We start from the raw sequence: 17,783 nt of genomic DNA, 5'->3' as shown, positions 1-17,783 counted from the left end.
TTTCATGGTAGTTCTAACAGAATACTAACCGCATTTCCTCCAAATCCGACAGCGTTTACCATAATTTTATTCAATTTTTTAGGAATTACATTATGCTTTATATAAGGGACTGATATAAATTCCTGATGTTTCATCATTAAAACAGCCAATTCCATGCTTAAAATTCCACTAGCTCCAAATGTGTGACCTATTTTCCATTTATTGGTTGTTAACGCAGGAACAGCTTCTCCAAAAACAGCCTTAATTGCATTATATTCTGCTTGATCTCCTTTTACAGTTCCAGGAGCGTGTAAAACCACTGCATCAACAGCTTCTACCTTCGTAGTTCCTAAGGCCATCTTCATTGATTTCTGGAAACAATCCGCATTTGTAGATATGGATATATTATGTGTTAATGATTCAGTAGCATATCCAATTCCTGTAATCAACGCAATAGCGTTTTCTAAAATTCCATTTTCCAAACAAGCCACTCCAGCACCTTCTCCCAAAAACATTGTATTACTAGTTTTATCCCAGTTCATTGCCTGACAAGGATAAGGATCTTTAGATTCTGATGCATAAATTTTTAAAGCCTTCATTTGGGCGATAGTAAAAGGAGTTAAAGGAGCTTCGCTACCACCAACTAAAAACTTATTACTTAAACCAGATTGTAACCAAGCAACACCATTTAATACTGCGTGCAGAGCAGTAGAACAGGTAATAGAATGACTTATATCCGGCCCATTAGATCCTAAATCCTGAGCAATCCAAGAAGATACATTACCCAATGTAGTTGTTGGCGAACTTAATGTAGAGGATTGATTAGTTTCTATAAATTCTTTATGATATTTTTCAAAAAGACTCGTTGCTCCTCTAGAAGATCCAACATTAATTCCAAAATCTACTTCATCTCCCCAGTTCGCATCTTTTACAGCATTTCTTGCTGCTAATAAAGCAAACAAAACAGAATCATCCAAAGAAGCATATTGAGAATTCTTTTCCTTCAGTTTTTCTATTTCTTTTCTTGATATTGAATTTAATTTTGCAACTGGCGCTATACTTCCAGCAAAGTCTTCAAAAGTAATCCGATGTGATGATTGTTTATATAAGTTCCAGATCTCCTCAGATGAAATTCCTAGAGGGGATATAGATGAAATTCCAGTTATCGATATTGGGTTTTGCAACACTTAATTTTTGAACAAATGTAGGGGTTTGTTCTCGCATGTTCAACTGTTAATTTATTAATTGATATAGGATCATAATTATCAAATTACTTTTTGATTTTTAGATGAGAATATACTTTTTCCTTATAACTAATTCCAATAGGAATTTCTATAAGACCAAGTTCTATATCATGCTGGGTATAGGCCGTTATTTTATCCAAATTAATGATGAAAGATCTATGAATTCTTAAAAATGATTTTTCGGGGAGTACTTTTTCAAAATCACTGATTTTATATTTCGTTTGTATCTCTTTTGTATTCGTATATATTTTTATATAATCCTTTAGACTTTCTACATACATAATATCATCAGGATGTATTTTATGATATTTATTTCCAGTTTTTACAAGTAAACATTCTTCTGTAGATTCCTTATTCTTTTCAGAAAACAAAATCGTCTCTTGTTCATTTCTAAAAAAACGTTCTATTGCTCTAAAAAATCTTTCAAACGTAATGGGCTTCAGTAAATAATCTAAAATATCTAAATCATATCCCTCTAGCGCATATTCTCTATATGCAGTAGTAATAATAGTTTTTGGAGGAGTTTTTATGGTTTTTAAAAATTCTAACCCCGTAATATTTGGCATTTTTATATCTAAAAATAATAAATCAACCTTCTCTTTTTTTAAAATCTCTAGCGCTTTGATTGCGTTATTGCAAGTAGCAACTATCTCTAAAGAATCTATTTTAGAAATATGGTTTTCTAGCAGCCGTATTGCCAGTGGTTCATCATCTACAAGTAAACATCTAGTTTTCATTAGTAATTTTTATTTTCAACTCGACCACAAACAAGTTTTTCTGGTTGCTATTTATTTCTAATTTATATTGGTTATTATATAATAAATCTAACTGCTTTTTGATATTGGCAAGTCCAATTTTCTTTTTTTGACTATCATCTGGGACAGCATCAACGGTATTAGAGATATTAAATATAAATAATCCGTTAGTATAACTAATCAAAATATCGATCTTAGGAGAACCACTATCTTCTCCAGCACCATGCTTAAAAGCATTTTCTACAAAAGAGAGTAGAATCAGTGGTGCTATATTTATATCTTTTTCTATATGCTTTTCTAGAGTCACCTGTAATCGATCATCATACCTTAACTTTTCTAATTCTATATAGTTCTCTAACATCTTTACCTCACCTTTTAAAGAACCGTATTTATCCGTACATCGGTACAAAATATAATCTAAAATCTCAGATAGTTTTTCAATAGAATAAGCTGTTTTGGAAGAGTTTTCTAATGCTAAAAGGTAAATGTTATTCAAGGTGTTAAACAAAAAATGCGGGTTTAGTTGCGCTTTTAATAAATTTAATTCTGTTTCAATTTTTTCTTTATCGATTTGTAACGTTTTTTGTTTAGCCTCCATATAATGAATAAAGAATTTTATAAAAAGGAATCCTAATACTACAGCATAAATAGGAGTGAAGTATTCTGATAATAATTTCTTCCAATCCAATATTATTTCTACTAAAGACTCTTGCCTATAAGGCAGCGTTCTGGTAAGTGTTTCTGAAACATGAATAATTAAATATCTCGCTAAAACAATAGTCACGTATACAGTCAAAAACAGAAATAATATATATAGAAACTTCTTACTACTAACAATATATTTTGGGATCCAATAATATGCTAAAAAATAGGATCCGATTAGTTGTGGAATTAAAAGACATAGCTGACGAACCCAAGATGTATACAAAGTATGTTCATCAAGGATTCGGTCCCTTGCAATAAAACTTAGAATTACTACAACCCAAAAAATCAAATGTCTCGTCCATTCCTTTTTCTGTAGTCTTACTATTAATTTTTCCAAAAAGATCCAATCAAAAACCATATAATCTAAAGTAATAAATATGTCTAGATTATTTTTAACTATCGACGAATAACTCCATAAAACCAATGAATCATCGAGTTTTAATGACAAATACAATAGGTCTTTGAAAACCACTTTTCTAGGCGTTTACTTATCTAAGTAATCGATATCAAAAAATAATAGGTTATAAATTTCCAATTTTTGATAAAACATTAAAAATTATATCAAAATGAAACGAATAGTATACCTTATAATTTTAGCTTGTGTATCTTTTACATTTGGTCAAAATAAAAAAATATCTATCCTAGAAGGCCCCGGAATATTTACCATTAAAGGAGGTAAAGGGAATGAAAACAAAATCATTACGGTTCATTATTACAAACCAAAAAAATTCAATCCTTCATCAAAGGTCTTATTAGTGATTCCTGGGTCTGGCAGAAATGGTGATAGTTATCGAGATAGCTGGATTGAAGAATCTGAAAAGCACAATATTCTAATCTTATCTCCCAGTTATCCTGAAATAGAATATCAGTATGAGGATTATCATCTAGGAGGAATTGTCAAAGATGTAAATACCCGCGAAAGCATATCTTTCATCGAAAATACAAATCAGGTCTTTCTTGATGAAGACAAAACTTCTATTCAACTAAATTTAGATAAAACAACATGGATATATCATGATTTCGATACCATATTTGAATCAGCAATAGCTGCTCTAAATAGTTCTCAAAAAAGTTATGATATATTCGGACATTCCGCAGGAGGGCAGATATTACATCGATTTGCTATTTTGCATACCAAATCGAAAGCAAATAAAATAGTTGCTGCAAACTCTGGTAGCTATACATTAACCGACTTTGATACAAAATATCCATTTGGTATAGAAGATCTTAACCTTTCGAAACAAGAATTAAAAAAAGCTTTTCTACAAAAGCTAATAATTTTTGTTGGAGAATTAGATAATGAAAATGAAACCGGCGGAATTTTACTGCGTTCCAAAACTGTTGATAAACAAGGATTACATAGATTGGCAAGAGCAAAGTACTTTTTTAAAGTAGCCAAATCAAAAGCCAAAGAAATGGGATATCCATTTAATTGGGAGCTAAAAATAATTCCTAATGTTGGTCATAATATGAGAAAAATGGGTGACGCGGCAGGAAACTATCTTTATGAATAAATATATCTTGTAACAAAACAGCAAAAATTCCTACCTATAGAGTAACCAAAAAGCACTTTATACTATGGAAGAACAAATATCTAAAAAAAGTTGGTTTAGCAGAAATTGGCCTTGGGTAGTACCAGTTGGTGGTTGTTTTACTATAATCGTCATTTTCTTTGTATTCCTTGGCTCAGTTGTCTTCGGGGTTTCTAAAGCTTTTACAAACTCTGGACCATACCAAGACGGCCTTTTAAAAGCACAACAAGATGAGTATATCGTACAAATGTTAGGAGAGCCAATAGAAACTAATGGTATAATGAATGGTAGTTTAAAATTTGAAAATGATCAAGGTTCTGCCGACATCTCTATCCCAATCAAAGGTCCTAATGGAGAAGCTAAAATATACATTGTTGGTACTAAACAAAACGACACTTGGACGTATTCTGAACTATATGTAATATTAGAAGAAACAAACGAACAAGTCGATTTATTGTGGGGAAAAGGATCAGAAGAAAATTAACCCAAAAAGTATTATAAAAAATAAGAGGGCTCTTTTTCAAGAAGTCCTCTTATTTTTTTTGAATAGGCTCTACAAGATTATTGCTTATAAGTATATGTTATTGTATACACTGAAGACAACTCATCTTCATCAATCACAGTTAATGTTGCAGAAGTTGGATAATTATCTGCATCGTATACATATTCAATTTTAAGTTCGCCAACTACTTCACCAACTTCATCCTTGTAAACAATAGATTTAATGTTATTTAAAGGAAATAGTGCACGTGCTCTAACAATTTCAGGACTTTGTGGCATCATACTAAAGTTTAATTGAACTTTATCTAAAACCTCAATTAAACCGGCAGCTTCAAAAGTGTAGAAATAAGGATTCGGCGCAGCATCATAAGTTATTGTTGCAATATATTCTTCTATAGTTTCTTCATACTCTCCTGTATTTTGATTGTATTCATAATACTCCTCGAGTACACTAATGGAAATTGGGTTTCCACTGATATCATACTCTAATACATCTCCTGTTTCGAACGCATCATATGGATCTTGATATAATTCACTTAAACTAAAAGGATCACCATCTCCTGTAATCGTTGACAATTCGTCGTTTTCATGCACTAAAACAGCGGTTTCGATTCCGTTAGATGCACTTGTTACTTTATTATTGGCATCGTAGTTCACTGTAAACACTTGATCTTCTTCGTCAACTTGCGCAGGGTTAAATTCAACGCTTTCTATTAATTTTTTTGCAGTATCCCCGTTGGCATTATCAAATTCATCAGAGACAGAATCACTATCACAACTTGCAAAAATTGTAATCGCAGATAGAAATAAAAGTTTTTTCATTATTAAATGGGTTTAATTATCCTCGCTATACACGAAGTCGATAGTTAGTGTCTTAAAAGCGATATTTGTTACCCTAAAATTTGATCAAATTTTATAGTTATTTTATAGCTATCTGTTTACAAAGAGTTTAAAACAGAAATAATTGTATCATAAATTTTATCTAACTGATCTTTCTTAATAACATAAGGCGGTAATAGATAGATTGTTTTTCCTAACGGACGAAGACAAACCCCATTTTTCATAAAATGATCAAATATCTGATATCTTTTTTTGCCATAACGATCCATCTCTATATCCAAATCTAACGCATAAATAACTCCTTTTTGTCTGGTAGTTTTTACCTTAGAATGGTTTCGTATGATCGCATCAAAATTCTGATGTGATTTAATAATAGTATTAATGTTATTTTGAATTTCTTGGGATTTCAAAAGTTCTATTCCGGCTATTGCAACAGAACACGCTATTGGGTTCGCAGAGTATGTATGTGCATGAAAGAATGCTTTACCAATAGAATCGTCTAAAAATGCATCATATATATTTTGAGTACAACTAGTAACAGCCATAGGCACAAAACCAGCAGTTAAAGCTTTAGACATAGAAATAATATCAGGCTTGGTTTCTATATATTCTGAGGCAAAGTGTTTTCCCGTCTTACCAAAACCGGTCATCACCTCATCAGCAATGGTAATGATATTATTCGTTGCACAAATTTTTAGAATTTCATTAAGACACTCTGTATCAAACATATGCATAGCATTAGCTCCTTGTACAAGAGGTTCATAGATAAAAGCAGCTACATTGTATGAATTGATAATCCCTAGTAATTGTTTTATTACCTCATCAAAATTTTCTTTGTTTGGTGTTGGAATTCGTTGTACATCAATAAAAAAATCCTCAAAAGGACCATTATAAACAGATAATCCTGATGCAGACATAGCTCCAAATGTATCTCCATGAAATCCATCCTGAAAAGCAATAATCGTATTTCTTTTTTCTCCTTTATTAAAATGATATTGCAATGCCATTTTAATCCCTACTTCATTTGCTGTAGATCCATTATCAGAGAAAAATATCTTTTCCTGATTATTTGGCAATATATCAATCAGTTCTTCAGAAAGCTTAATTGCAGGCTCATGCGTAAACCCTGCAAAAACAATCTGATCTAACCTACGCATTTGTTCCTCTACTTTTTTCAAAATATATGGATTACAATGTCCATACATAGCGGTATACCAAGAAGCTATCCCATCAATATATTCTTTCCCTTGATCGTCATATAGCAAAGCTCCTTCTGCTTTTATTATTGGCAATGCATCTGGATGAATTTTATGCTGTGTTAATGGGTGCCAAAGATGTTTCTTATCTCTTTCTTTTAAATTCATAAAGCTTCTAATTTATCTTTAAAAACGGATGCATACTCTTTTACCACCATAGTATCAAAATAAGGTTCATTATCTATTCTACCTATAACTCGAACACCTGTCATTTTCTGAATAATATCTTCTGTAGTTACGTGCTCTTCTCCGCTAAAAATAATTACCGGATCAAATCCTTTTTCTTGTAATAATTTTACTGTTAGCAATGTGTGATTTATACTGCCCAAATAATGTCTAGAAACAACTATTACATTATAATCAGAACTTATAAGATCTAGAATAGTTTCTTCTTCATTAAGAGGAACTAATAATCCTCCCGCTCCTTCAACAACAATATCATTATTAGTTTCCGGCAATTTTACTGTTTTTAAATCTATTGTAACCCCATCAATTTCTGCTGCTGCGTGAGGACTCATTGGAGTTTGCAATGCATAACTATTTGGATGAAATTTTGAAGTAGTATTAGACACTAATTCTTTTACTTTATCTGTATCTGAATATGTAAGATCTCCTGCTTGAACTGGTTTAAAATAATCTGCTTCTAATGCCTCTACGACTATAGCCGACACAATCGTTTTTCCGACATCGGTTCCAATACCAGTAATGAATATTTTTTTTGACTTTGTCTCAGAATTACTAGACATGATATGATGTGTTTTTAATTTTTGGTAAAGGTAGCTAACAACTCTAAAACTTCAGCAAGTTCTTCTTTTGTATTATAACTATGCAGACAAAATCGTAATCGTTCTTTTCCATCAGGAACTGTAGGCGACATAATCGGCTTAACATCAAAACCCTTTTCCTGTATTTGCGATGCAATCTTTTTTATCCTCTCATTACCAGAAATAACACAACAATGAATTGCTGAATTACTTTCTATAAAAAGAGATCGCTGTTTTGTTTCCTCTAATTTTTGCTGAAAAAATAAAATGTTCTGTTTTAACTTTTCAATTTCCAATGTTGTCTGGAGTTCTATCAAAGCAGTCTGAATTGTAACTAAAGAATGAGGAGGTAATCCAGTAGTATAAATAAAACTTCTGGCAAAATTTACCAAATAGCTTTTCAACTCAGAAGATCCCAATATAGCCGCACCATGACAACCCATCGCTTTTCCGAATGTATGTATACGAGCAAATACGCTATCTTCCAATCCTAATTGTTGGACAAGACCAACACCATTATCTCCAAAAACTCCTGTAGCGTGAGCTTCGTCAATTATAAGCTGACACTTATTCTCTTTACAAAATGTACTAAAAGCACCTAGATCAGGTGTATCTCCATCCATGGAAAACACCGATTCTGTAACGACATACACTTCTAAAGGTTCGCTACTACTTTTTTTATTCTCCCTAGTTTGTTGAAGCCTTTGTTTTAAGTCATCTATATCATTATGATTAAATTTATAAGACCTAGCATTACTCATCTTTATTCCATCTCGAATAGAAGCATGTATAAATTCATCGTATAAAATGATATCGCCTCTTTGTGGAACAGATGAAAAAAAACCAACATTTGCGTCATATCCAGAATTAAAAATCAAAGCAGCTTCGGCATTATGAAAAGTGGTAAGCATTGTTTCTGTTTCAACATATAATGGGTGGTTCCCAGACAATAATCTAGAACCTGTAGCGCCATTTTGATGAATCCCTTTTTCTATTAATGATTTATGAGTATTATCAAAAATTAACTTAGAAGAAGAAAAACCTATATAATCATTCGATGCAAAATCTATTACCGCAGCTTGTTCAGAAAGGCTGCGTAATGCCATATTATCTTCTCTATCCTTAAGTCTTTTCTCAAGTTTTTTTGGAAAACCATTCATGCCGTAAAAATACAATAAAATGGAACCATTAGAATTATTCTAGCTTATACTTGTAATTTTGAAAAACAACAATTAAGTATTCTTTTTTGATAAAAAATTATTGTTTTTCAATAATTTTTATATATTTGTTATCGTAAAACGATAATAATTATGGAAACAAAACGAATTATAACATTAATGAAAATAGTATCCTGGATATTATTTATTGGCTTATGTATCAAACTAGGAGCCTTACTAATATCTGGAGGAATTAGTCTATTAATAAACCCAGAAGCCACAGAAAACTTATATCTAGATATAGACTTGTCTAATCTTTACGAGTCTTCTGTTAAGTATTATACTTTTGTATTATCATTAATTATTTCAGTAACTGCTCTAAAAGCTTATTTGTTCTATTTAGTAATTAAGATTTTTTCAATAATTGACTTTGATAAACCCTTTACCAAAGCTGTAGCCAGATTAATTTCTTCTATTAGTTATGTATCCTTATGGACAGGTTTATTAGCATATATAGCAAATCACTATTGCAAGTGGTTACAAAAAAAGGGATTTATATTTGAATTAGACTGGGGAAGTTCTGAATTCCTTTTCATGGCTGGAATTATTTTTATTATTGCATTCATCTTTAAAAGAGGAGTAGAAATTCAATCCGAAAACCAATTAACTGTATAATTATGGAGCTAAAAATGTTTGGAAAAAAATCCCTATCAACTGTATTATTCTATAGTACACGATTAATAATGATGGGGTATGGAGCTTTTCTACTATTTCTAATAGTATCCTTAGTAAGTAATAATTTTATTATCACGGAATCAGATGAATTGCAGATATACATCCCTTTTACGACTTCTATGATAAAAGGAGGTTATAATACAATTACATTTATAGGTGTTTTCTGTTTTCTAATACTGTATTCAGCGTTTTTCTTAGTACTATCTTTGATTTTTAAAACATTTAGTGCTGAAAAACTTTTTACAGAAGAAGCTATAAAATACTTAAGATGGTTTACCATATTAAATCTAATTTTACCCATAGCTTATGTAATTATAGGAATTCTGATAAGCAACAAAATTGTTTTTAACGATATAACTCCTGGACTGCTACACTTGGGATTAGGTATTTTTGCAGCATTTATTGCTACCATATTCAAATTAGGTTTTACACTACAAGAAGAAAACGAACTAACAATATAGCTATGCCAATAATTATAAATCTAGATGTTATGCTCGCTAAGCGAAAAATGAAAAGTAAAGAGTTGGCAGAAAAAATAGGCATAACTACGGCCAACTTATCTATTCTAAAATCAGGAAAAGCTAAAGCTATACGTTTTTCTACTTTAGAAGCAATCTGTGAAGCATTAGAATGTCAACCATCTGATATTCTGGAATACCAACCTTAATTTTTTAAACCAATCAATCAAATGAAATCAATCGCATTATTACTTAGCCTATTCTTAGATACTTTTATGTAAAAACCCTTTCCATTACTAAAATTCTATAGAATTCCAAGGATTCTAACTATCAATTTATTGAGCTCACAAAAAGCCTCGATAGGTCACTCCTTTGTCTCATTTTAAAAATTAAACTCATGAAAAAATCAAAAAAAATACGCGTATTCATTTTTTATCCAGTTTTAGGTATAATTCTAATTATGCTTACTCTTATCTTGTATAAGCTCAATCAAAGTTCTGTTTTCTTTTCTGAAAATGGAATATACACCTCACTTCAAGTGCCAATAAAAGAAAAATTTATAGATATCAATATCAACTTATCAGGTACCGCTGATTCTACCAGTTTTACTAAGGATTTTATAGAAGGACCTATAGTTACTTATGATAAAAATCAGGACATATCAGTGGATTGGTTTTTTAATGGTACTGTACACCACAAAAATTACAATAACAGTATTAAAAATTTTAGCATATATACAGGAGATAAACAACTAGATTTTATGTTACCAAAAATCAACAAACCTGCAATTGAAATAAACAATGCTCCTGATAAAATTGCATTTATAAGTGATATTCACGGAGATTATACATACATGGATTGTACGCTAAAGAATCTAAATGTTATTAATTCTGAAGGAAATTGGAACTTTAATAAAAACCATTTAGTAATTGCAGGCGATATGGTTGACCGTGGTAATGAAGTTAGTAAAGTCTTATGGAAAATAGTTGCTCTATCAGAACAAGCAAGAGAAGCTGGCGGTATGATACATTATCTTATTGGAAATCACGAACAATATATTCTTAAAGGAAATTTTAGTCGAGTAGATCCTCTTAACCTATACGCAATACAACAAATGATGTCTTTTAAAGATGCTTTTTCTGATAAAACCTATTTAGGAAAATGGCTAAGAACTCGACCCGTTATTGTTAAAGTTGGTTCTATGATTATTACCCATGGCGGAATAAGTCCAGATACAGCTAACAAAAACTTTAGTTTACAGCAAATTAATCAAGCAATGTGGGATTATTGGGAAAACAAATCAGTAGATGATAACCTAAAAGAGGTTATTTTAGGAAAAACAGGTGTTACGCAATACAGAGGTTACGTTAGACAAAACGATGAAGTTAAAAAAGCAACTCCACAACAAATCGATACTATTCTTGATACCTATAATGCATCCCAAATCATAGTTGGACATACAAATGTTGCGAAAATCAAACCTCTTTATAATGGAAAGATATATGATATTAATGCTATCGAGACATCTTCTGAAGCTTTAGTTTTTGAAAACGGCTCATTAAACGTCGTTGATATTGGTATTATTAAGCAAGAAAATACTCACAATATGTATCATAGAGATTTTTCTTTTGGTAAAATAAACGATTGGAAAATGATAACATCTACAATAGGAAATATTATTAGACTCTCTTCAATTAGTCATCCGTATTAAAATTTAGACAGTATTTCCTTTGATCTCTCCGCATGAAAGGTTAGGTTCATATTACATTATAATTATAAAAAGAAACTGTAATTGTATAGACAAGCTGCACAATTACAGTTTCTTTTTTATCCTCTAATAATTATCAATAAGATATTACATATAACTATCTCCTTTTCTTTTTAGGAGTTTCTTCTTTTAGAGAAACAATATTCATTTTTTCTTTCAAATGATTAGCTAGTATTTTCTCGATCAATTCTTCTTTTGTAAGATGATGGAAAACAGTTTTAATTTTTTCTTTAAACTCAGCTGACACATCATGATTGGGCTTAGTTTTAAATATTTTCTTAGCCCACAAAAGTGTATTATTCTCTTCTATACTTTGCGGATCTGCCTTTTTGAATTCCTTAAATGTAATTCCTAATTCTTCTGTAAATTCGGCTAAATCCTCAACTTCTTCTTTTTGCAATACTGTTAATGAAAGCCCTTTGGCTCCAGCTCTTGCCGTTCGTCCACTACGATGTACATAGGTATCATACACATCTGGTAAATGGTAATTCACCACATAGGATATCTCTTTTACATCGATTCCTCTAGCAGCTAAGTCTGTAGCGACAAGAATATTAATATGACCTTCTCTAAATTGCCCCATTATCCTATCACGTATAGACTGCGATAAACTTCCATGAAGTGCTCCTGAAGAGAACTTGTTAATTGCTAAGTTTTTTGCCAATTTATTAACTGCCGCTTTCGTTTTACAGAAAATAATCCCACGCTCTCCTTCTCTAGCACTAAGAAAATGCATGAGAACTTCTAATTTTTCTATAGGCTCTACAACCACATATTGATGATCGATTCCTTGATGACCAATCGTTTCCATATCTGCAGTCACCTGAATCACATGTTTAGACATATAATTCTGGATTAATTGCTTTATGGTCCCTGGCATTGTAGCAGTAAACAAAATAGTCCTTCTTTTCTTTGGTAAGACTGCAACGATTTCATCTAATCCTTCTTTTAAGGAATTCATCATTTCATCAGCCTCATCAAGAATCAAATAATCAGCAGCTGTGATATCAATTTTATCACGCTTTATTAAATCAATTAAACGTCCAGGAGTTGCCACTACGATATGAGTGGTGTTTTTTAAACGTTCTATTTGTGGTTTAATAGGAATTCCTCCACATATAGAAGCGATCGACATGGTAGGTAAATAGGTAGAAAAGGACACTAAATTATCATAAATCTGTTGTCCTAATTCTCTTGTTGGAGCAAGGATTACCGCCTGAACTTTTGGAGTATCTAAATCAATTAATTGTAATAAAGGCAAACCAAAAGCTGCTGTTTTCCCTGTTCCTGTCTTTGCTAATCCTACAAAATCATCTTTCTTTTGTAACAAAACAGGAATTGATTTCTCCTGAATATCTGTAGGAGTAGAAAATTTTAAGTCTTCTAAACTCTTTTGCAAAGGAGCAGTAACTCCTAGATTTAAAAACTGATTTGACATAAAAATATTTTGGTCAAAGATAGGTGTATAATACTATCTTTATATCTAAATTCTAAAGTTAAAAAGATGACTATTCAACATCTAAAATATACGACTGTAACATCTCACGAAGAATTAGAACAAATCCTTCTCCTTCAACAAAAAAACCTAACTACTTTAATTTCCTCAGAAGAGAAGAAAAAAGAAGGTTTTGTTACGGTAGAACATGATTTTGAAATCTTAAAAAAGATGAATGACCAACAACCTCATATTATTGCTAAAGATCACGGTAAAGTTATTGGTTATGCGTTATGTATGACTTCGGACTTTGGGAATGATATTGAAGTTCTCAAACCTATGTTCAAAAAAATAGAAAACTCATTAGATCAACCAAACAAATATATCGTAATGGGACAAGTTTGTGTTGATAAAGAGTATCGCGGCCAAGGTGTTTTTAGAGGTTTATATCAACATATGAAAACCAAACTACAGAATACATACGATCTTTTAATTACTGAAGTAGCTTCAGACAACATACGCTCCTTAAACGCTCACAATGCTATAGGTTTCAAAACACTCCTAATTTATGAAGCTGACCAGATATCTTGGCATATTATCTATTGGAACTGGGAGTAATTTTTTCTACCTCCACAGGTTTTTTATCTAAATCATACCCAAGATTTTTTCCTTTATCAATCCTAGGAACACCTTTTGTCATCCATGTTGGCACTGGTTTATCTTGTAAATAATAATCGAAGAATTGCATCATTCTAATAGATAAATCCTGTCTATTCTTTTCTTTTCTAAGATTATGTGCTTCATCATTATATACCAACAACCAAGCAGGTTTTCCTAATCTACGCATACCCATAAACATTTCTATACCCTGATAATAAGGAACTGCTCCATCTTTATCATTATGCATCATAAGTAAGGGAGTTTCTATTTTAGGAATTCCAAATAACGGAGAGTTTTCAATATATAAATCAAAACCGTCCCATAAATTCTTTCCAATTCTACTCTGAGATCTTTCATACTGGAATGCTCTACTCAGTCCAGATTGCCATCGAATTCCTCCGTATGCAGATGTCATATTACTTACTGGAGCTCCTGCCATTGCCGCTTTAAACTTATTAGTCACAGTTACTAAATATGCTACCTGATATCCACCCCAACTCTGACCTTGAATTCCTATGTTCTCACTATCTACATAGCCTAATTTCTCTAAAGCTTCTACTCCAGAGACTACACAGTTATATGAACTTGGACCAGGTTTTCCATCCTCATACACAATATCTGGTACAAACATAATATAATCATTACTTACTAAATATGATGGATTTACGATAGAAGCACTTGGTCTAGGTGTATAATATGTTCTATAACTATCGGACCTCTTTTCATAAAAATAAGTAATAAGAGGATACTTTTTAGAGGGATCAAAATCTTCTGGTTTATAAATAATTCCATCTAGTTTGGTACCATCATAAGCTTTCCAACTAAAAAGCTCTGCAGTACCCCATTTAAATTCTTCTTTCTGAGGATTAGCCTTTGTTATTTGGGTTATATTTTCAAAATTATTATTGGTATAATGTAGATCTTGAAACGTATTAAAATTTTGTTTCCTAAAAGTAATAACTTCTCCTTTTTTTGCTTTGTTGTATTCATCTAAAAAGAACTCAGTAGGTTTAATTTTTTCAACTAATTTATTATCTCTCAAAACATATAACCCAGAGGATTTAGTAGTCTTATCAAAACTTGTAATCAATAAATCTTGACCAGAATAAGATGCATTATCTCGATTTTCAGAATCTAACCTTTCTGTTCTATATTCTATGTTCTTTTTCCTACCAATGGCAGTAATATTAATAGGCTTAGTTTCTCCAGACATAGAAACCTTCCAAATATCAAATTTATCATAAATTAAGCCATTCCCATCTTTATCAAAACCTCCAAAACCATAAGGATAGGGTAGCATTGGATGATCGTCATCTTCGTCATAAAAAGCAACTTTTACTTTTTCTGTAAGATTAACTTTCTTTAGAGTAGATAATTCCAAGGAAAACCAATGCTTCTTAAAAATATCGTAATATAATGCATACCTCCCATCTGGGGACAAAAAAGGTCGTAAAGCAGTTTTGGTAAGTCCTAAACGTTTTTGACCTGTATATGTATCTATAACATAAAAATCTCTGGTCCAAGGCAACAACCAAGAACGCTCACTATCATAGGGGGTTCCTGTAGCTCCTAATATGTATTTTTGCTGTTGATCTTTATCGAAAATAAGATCCTCAAATGTATCATCCTGTATATGTACTACAGACGATTTCTCTGTGTCATAATATGAGATAAACGCCCTTTTTTTTAATTCCTCAAACCGTGCACTTTGTTCGGGCTGTATCATTTTATCTTTCCAATTCCATACATCTACTTGCGGAATTTCATCTTCTAAAAGTGTCGTATCCTGAATAAATTCTACTTTAGGTTTAGAATAAAAATAAAGTCTACTACCGTTTTCAGAAAAGAAGGATGTCTGATCATCTTCTAACTCCCAATTGTTTCTCAGATTTTTCCCTAAAACATCAACTAAATCTATTAGCTTTTGATTTTTATAATAGAATAACTCATACTGTAAAGAATCTACATGAGTGGAATCTTTAGCAGCTATAAATGAAAAATGTTCTCCACTCTTATCAACCGACAACTTATTATAAATATATCTAGTAGAATCTATCAAAAACTTGGATTTAGAAACAATATCATATTCAAATACTCCTATATCTTTTTTCTTTTTCTTTTCATCTTTCTTAGTATAATAGAACTTTTTTCCCTTCTCTGAAAGAACAAAATTTTTGATCTGCAAAATAGTATCTCGCTCCTTAGTCTTTAGATCATATACCAGCACGTAGTTCTGTTTAAATGCCTTTCCTAATTTAAGTTTTACTGTATCTTTTGCTTTAGCCTTTAGCGTATCCTTTTTCTTTTTTTCTGGTTTCTTATTCTTAAATTTTTCTATTACCAGCCAACCATTAGAATCATCTGGAACTTTATAAGAGCTTACTCTTGTAATAGAGTCATAAATTTTATTGGCTTTTACATCGTAAACAAAAAGATCATCTTTTGTAGTTTTATCTTTTTTTAATTTTTTCTTTTTCTCTTTTCGTACAGTTTCATACTTCGGTTTTCGTTTAAAAACTACATAACTCTCATCCTCTGTGATCGAAGAATCATATCCGTTAAAAAAAGTGAATTTTTTATTACTTTCTGTATTATAAATCTCTATATAGCCATCTCCTCTTTTTGTAGCGGTCTCAATCACGGAAACTATTAATTTCCCTGAATTAGAAATTTTGGTATCAGTAATACTCTTCCATAAATCATAATCATCATGGGTCAAAGATCGTTTCTGAGCAAAAATCAATGTTGTAAAACTGAAAAAAAATAGAGCAATTATGTTCTTAATCATTACGTTTAGCTATGTTTTCCCCGAAATGTATAAAACGTTTTACCTACAAATATCTCTTTAACATAATTTTATACAAAATTCTTACTATAATCTAATTTTTAATCAATTATAATATAAAAAAGGAGCCAAGTACATCTATGCTTTGGCTCCTCTATATACATTCAACATTATTTTTGATTATTCTATCCCCAAGGATGGATTGTAGATATAAGTTTTACTAAAACTTCCTAGTCCATTAAAATATTCATCCACTAAATGCGCAGGATAATATGCAATACCTCCTGCTAATAAACCTTGATTGCCTCCGTCATTTTTATCATCCCAATTCCAAGGCGCATTGGCGCTTCCATTACCATAGGATTTCTGAAATGATTTAGCATTACTAAAAAGATTAGTATTAAAACGCTGATCCCACATACCTCCATTTTCAAATATATTAACTAATTTATATTTTACGTTTCTATCATAAATATCGGATGGGTATTCGCTAGTAGTTTTACTTGGAAAATATACTACATAATCGCTTCCTCCTGGTTGTTGTTTTGCGTGTGCTTTGACACCATGACCTTTTGCCTCGGCAGAAGTTTTAAATCGACTAACTCCGTTATGATTTTGTGTAGTCAAAGTTCCATCTATGCTTTCATTTCCATTGGTTAACCCAGAATTAGATGCCATATAAGAATAAAAATCGGAGTGAAATACCGTTACTGCTCCGATCGCTTTACCATAAGTAGAATTATCTTTTTTAACTATAGTAAGCACTCCTTCCAGATCATTTTCATGTTCATCAAAATGATACAAAAACCATATATCCGTCCAATCTCTAGGGTGAAAAAAAGCATACGTAATAAAGTAATGTGTACTTGTTTCTACCACAGAATAATATCCCACTGCATTTCCTTTTCTGGAAGTATTGGCAATATTATCCCAATTATTTTTAGCATTAAGATCACCATCGAAATCATAACGAGTAATATAATCTGCTTTTCCACTTAAACCATGAGAACCTGTGCGATCTACATCTTGATAATGTACAGGAGCGTGCTGATAAGCTAGATCCAAATAGAAATTAGAGTTTTTATTTTCTGGTAATTTCTCGTCAAAAAGGTAGATATCCTCATTTGATTCACATCCACAAAAGATTGTAATTAAAACTAAAAGTGCAAGAATTTTTTTCATGTTTTGGTAATTTAAAAGTTAGTTAAA

At 31.4% G+C, this 17,783-nt stretch carries 17 protein-coding genes; 7 read left to right on the top strand and 10 right to left on the bottom strand.

Annotated features, from left to right (window positions below; genetic code table 11):
• Nucleotides 1-2 precede the first annotated feature (2 nt).
• From H526_RS0120750 to H526_RS0120740, 3 genes are all read right to left on the bottom strand, one after another.
• The gene (locus tag H526_RS0120750; RefSeq protein WP_027394785.1) at nucleotides 3-1,163 is read right to left on the bottom strand and encodes a beta-ketoacyl synthase N-terminal-like domain-containing protein; all 1,161 of its coding nucleotides are present in this window, start codon (nucleotides 1,161-1,163) and stop codon (nucleotides 3-5) included.
• Between the two features lie 86 nt (nucleotides 1,164-1,249).
• Nucleotides 1,250-1,960: a LytR/AlgR family response regulator transcription factor gene (locus H526_RS0120745; RefSeq protein WP_027394784.1), complete on the bottom strand. Its 711-nt coding sequence runs from the start codon at nucleotides 1,958-1,960 to the stop codon at nucleotides 1,250-1,252.
• Nucleotides 1,950-3,131 carry a sensor histidine kinase gene (locus H526_RS0120740; RefSeq protein WP_245591222.1) on the bottom strand — a complete coding sequence of 394 codons (1,182 nt, stop codon included), beginning with the start codon at nucleotides 3,129-3,131 and terminating at the stop codon, nucleotides 1,950-1,952. The genes H526_RS0120745 and H526_RS0120740 overlap by 11 nt, the downstream gene beginning before the upstream one ends.
• A gap of 118 nt (nucleotides 3,132-3,249) precedes the next feature.
• Between H526_RS0120740 and H526_RS0120735 the strand changes: the two genes are divergently transcribed.
• Nucleotides 3,250-4,197: a hypothetical protein gene (locus H526_RS0120735; protein WP_027394782.1), complete on the top strand. Its 948-nt coding sequence runs from the start codon at nucleotides 3,250-3,252 to the stop codon at nucleotides 4,195-4,197.
• A 64-nt stretch (nucleotides 4,198-4,261) separates the two neighbouring features.
• Complete coding sequence (locus H526_RS0120730; protein ID WP_027394781.1) at nucleotides 4,262-4,699, top strand: cytochrome c oxidase assembly factor Coa1 family protein; 438 nt, start codon at nucleotides 4,262-4,264, stop codon at nucleotides 4,697-4,699.
• A gap of 77 nt (nucleotides 4,700-4,776) precedes the next feature.
• On the opposite strand, the gene H526_RS0120725 is transcribed toward H526_RS0120730, so the two are convergent.
• From H526_RS0120725 to H526_RS0120710, 4 genes are all read right to left on the bottom strand, one after another.
• Nucleotides 4,777-5,538, bottom strand: a complete 762-nt coding sequence (locus H526_RS0120725) for a hypothetical protein (RefSeq protein ID WP_027394780.1) — start codon at nucleotides 5,536-5,538, stop codon at nucleotides 4,777-4,779.
• 116 nt (nucleotides 5,539-5,654) lie between these two features.
• Entirely contained in the window at nucleotides 5,655-6,920 is a 1,266-nt protein-coding gene (bioA, locus tag H526_RS0120720) for an adenosylmethionine--8-amino-7-oxononanoate transaminase (RefSeq protein ID WP_027394779.1), read from the bottom strand.
• The gene (gene bioD / locus H526_RS0120715; protein ID WP_027394778.1) at nucleotides 6,917-7,558 is read right to left on the bottom strand and encodes a dethiobiotin synthase; all 642 of its coding nucleotides are present in this window, start codon (nucleotides 7,556-7,558) and stop codon (nucleotides 6,917-6,919) included. The genes bioA and bioD overlap by 4 nt, the downstream gene beginning before the upstream one ends.
• Nucleotides 7,559-7,572: 14 nt before the next feature.
• Nucleotides 7,573-8,736, bottom strand: a complete 1,164-nt coding sequence (locus H526_RS0120710; RefSeq protein ID WP_027394777.1) for an aminotransferase class I/II-fold pyridoxal phosphate-dependent enzyme — start codon at nucleotides 8,734-8,736, stop codon at nucleotides 7,573-7,575.
• 150 nt (nucleotides 8,737-8,886) lie between these two features.
• Here H526_RS0120710 and H526_RS0120705 point away from each other — a divergent pair, with 150 nt between their 5' ends.
• The 4 genes from H526_RS0120705 to H526_RS0120690 all read left to right on the top strand — a co-directional run bounded on the left by H526_RS0120705 (nucleotide 8,887) and on the right by H526_RS0120690 (nucleotide 11,637).
• Entirely contained in the window at nucleotides 8,887-9,408 is a 522-nt protein-coding gene (locus tag H526_RS0120705; protein WP_027394776.1) for a DUF2975 domain-containing protein, read from the top strand.
• A 2-nt stretch (nucleotides 9,409-9,410) separates the two neighbouring features.
• A complete protein-coding gene (locus H526_RS0120700) occupies nucleotides 9,411-9,929 on the top strand; it encodes a DUF2975 domain-containing protein (RefSeq protein ID WP_035086146.1) in 519 nt (172 codons plus the stop codon).
• A gap of 2 nt (nucleotides 9,930-9,931) precedes the next feature.
• Nucleotides 9,932-10,135: a helix-turn-helix domain-containing protein gene (locus H526_RS0120695; RefSeq protein WP_027394774.1), complete on the top strand. Its 204-nt coding sequence runs from the start codon at nucleotides 9,932-9,934 to the stop codon at nucleotides 10,133-10,135.
• Nucleotides 10,136-10,323: 188 nt separating this feature from the next.
• Nucleotides 10,324-11,637, top strand: a complete 1,314-nt coding sequence (locus H526_RS0120690; protein WP_027394773.1) for a metallophosphoesterase — start codon at nucleotides 10,324-10,326, stop codon at nucleotides 11,635-11,637.
• A 154-nt stretch (nucleotides 11,638-11,791) separates the two neighbouring features.
• On the opposite strand, the gene H526_RS0120685 is transcribed toward H526_RS0120690, so the two are convergent.
• On the bottom strand, nucleotides 11,792-13,132 hold the full coding sequence (locus tag H526_RS0120685) for a DEAD/DEAH box helicase (protein WP_027394772.1): 1,341 nt from the start codon (nucleotides 13,130-13,132) through the stop codon (nucleotides 11,792-11,794).
• A gap of 66 nt (nucleotides 13,133-13,198) precedes the next feature.
• Between H526_RS0120685 and H526_RS0120680 the strand changes: the two genes are divergently transcribed.
• Entirely contained in the window at nucleotides 13,199-13,747 is a 549-nt protein-coding gene (locus H526_RS0120680) for a GNAT family N-acetyltransferase (protein WP_035086143.1), read from the top strand.
• On the opposite strand, the gene H526_RS29740 is transcribed toward H526_RS0120680, so the two are convergent.
• Together H526_RS29740 and H526_RS29735 are read right to left on the bottom strand one after the other, a co-directional pair.
• The gene (locus H526_RS29740; protein ID WP_051336261.1) at nucleotides 13,725-16,577 is read right to left on the bottom strand and encodes an alpha/beta hydrolase family protein; all 2,853 of its coding nucleotides are present in this window, start codon (nucleotides 16,575-16,577) and stop codon (nucleotides 13,725-13,727) included. The genes H526_RS0120680 and H526_RS29740 overlap by 23 nt on opposite strands.
• Nucleotides 16,578-16,754: 177 nt before the next feature.
• Complete coding sequence (locus tag H526_RS29735) at nucleotides 16,755-17,756, bottom strand: hypothetical protein (RefSeq protein WP_051336260.1); 1,002 nt, start codon at nucleotides 17,754-17,756, stop codon at nucleotides 16,755-16,757.
• Nucleotides 17,757-17,783 lie beyond the last annotated feature (27 nt).

The organism is Aquimarina latercula DSM 2041, from assembly GCF_000430645.1.
GTDB lineage: Bacteria > Bacteroidota > Bacteroidia > Flavobacteriales > Flavobacteriaceae > Aquimarina > Aquimarina latercula.
Note: the sequence above shows the minus strand (reverse complement) of the source record. Positions and strands in the feature narration are given on the sequence as shown.

Coding starts and splice junctions, on each gene's coding strand:
- bioA (WP_027394779.1), bottom strand. CDS start 6,920: ATGAATTTAAAAGAAAGAGATAAGAAACATCTTTGGCACCCATTAACA.
- H526_RS0120680 (WP_035086143.1), top strand. CDS start 13,199: ATGACTATTCAACATCTAAAATATACGACTGTAACATCTCACGAAGAA.
- H526_RS0120745 (WP_027394784.1), bottom strand. CDS start 1,960: ATGAAAACTAGATGTTTACTTGTAGATGATGAACCACTGGCAATACGG.
- H526_RS0120705 (WP_027394776.1), top strand. CDS start 8,887: ATGGAAACAAAACGAATTATAACATTAATGAAAATAGTATCCTGGATA.
- H526_RS0120735 (WP_027394782.1), top strand. CDS start 3,250: ATGAAACGAATAGTATACCTTATAATTTTAGCTTGTGTATCTTTTACA.
- H526_RS0120725 (WP_027394780.1), bottom strand. CDS start 5,538: ATGAAAAAACTTTTATTTCTATCTGCGATTACAATTTTTGCAAGTTGT.
- H526_RS0120690 (WP_027394773.1), top strand. CDS start 10,324: ATGAAAAAATCAAAAAAAATACGCGTATTCATTTTTTATCCAGTTTTA.
- H526_RS29735 (WP_051336260.1), bottom strand. CDS start 17,756: ATGAAAAAAATTCTTGCACTTTTAGTTTTAATTACAATCTTTTGTGGA.
- H526_RS0120695 (WP_027394774.1), top strand. CDS start 9,932: ATGCCAATAATTATAAATCTAGATGTTATGCTCGCTAAGCGAAAAATG.
- H526_RS29740 (WP_051336261.1), bottom strand. CDS start 16,577: ATGATTAAGAACATAATTGCTCTATTTTTTTTCAGTTTTACAACATTG.
- H526_RS0120685 (WP_027394772.1), bottom strand. CDS start 13,132: ATGTCAAATCAGTTTTTAAATCTAGGAGTTACTGCTCCTTTGCAAAAG.
- H526_RS0120700 (WP_035086146.1), top strand. CDS start 9,411: ATGGAGCTAAAAATGTTTGGAAAAAAATCCCTATCAACTGTATTATTC.
- H526_RS0120730 (WP_027394781.1), top strand. CDS start 4,262: ATGGAAGAACAAATATCTAAAAAAAGTTGGTTTAGCAGAAATTGGCCT.
- bioD (WP_027394778.1), bottom strand. CDS start 7,558: ATGTCTAGTAATTCTGAGACAAAGTCAAAAAAAATATTCATTACTGGT.
- H526_RS0120710 (WP_027394777.1), bottom strand. CDS start 8,736: ATGAATGGTTTTCCAAAAAAACTTGAGAAAAGACTTAAGGATAGAGAA.